This is a genomic window from Pseudomonas sp. UV AK001, assembly GCF_046097675.1.
Taxonomy (GTDB): Bacteria; Pseudomonadota; Gammaproteobacteria; order Pseudomonadales; family Pseudomonadaceae; genus Aquipseudomonas; species Aquipseudomonas kribbensis.
Map to the genome: position 1 here is coordinate 1 of NZ_JBJUVZ010000040.1, position 348 is coordinate 348.

Consider the following 348-nt stretch of genomic DNA (forward strand, 5'->3'; position numbering starts at 1 on the left):
CTGCAGCTGTCGCCCGACGGTAGCGGCATCCATGGCCTGATCGACCGCGCCGCGCAAGGCGATTCCGGCAAGCGCCTGACGCGCTACTCCGTGACCCTGCGCCCGCAGCTGGCGTATCTGGCGCACCGGATCAACCAGCGGATCTTCCAGAACCTCAGCGTGCCGAAAATCATCGGCAAGGTCCTCGAAGAACACGGCATCCAGGGCAACGCCTACGAATTTCAGACCGGGTCGATCTACCCCGAGCGCCTCTACTGCGTGCAGTACGACGAATCGGACCTGCATTTCATCCAGCGCCTGTGCGAAGAAGAAGGCATTCACTACCACTTCCAGCACAGTGCCACGGCG

At 62.4% G+C, this 348-nt stretch carries 1 protein-coding gene; it reads left to right on the forward strand.

Features of this window, described 5'->3' with window-relative positions; genetic code table 11:
* Positions 1-348 (forward strand): contractile injection system protein, VgrG/Pvc8 family (locus tag ACKLNA_RS29180; protein ID WP_408987856.1); only part of this gene is annotated, 348 nt, incomplete at both ends.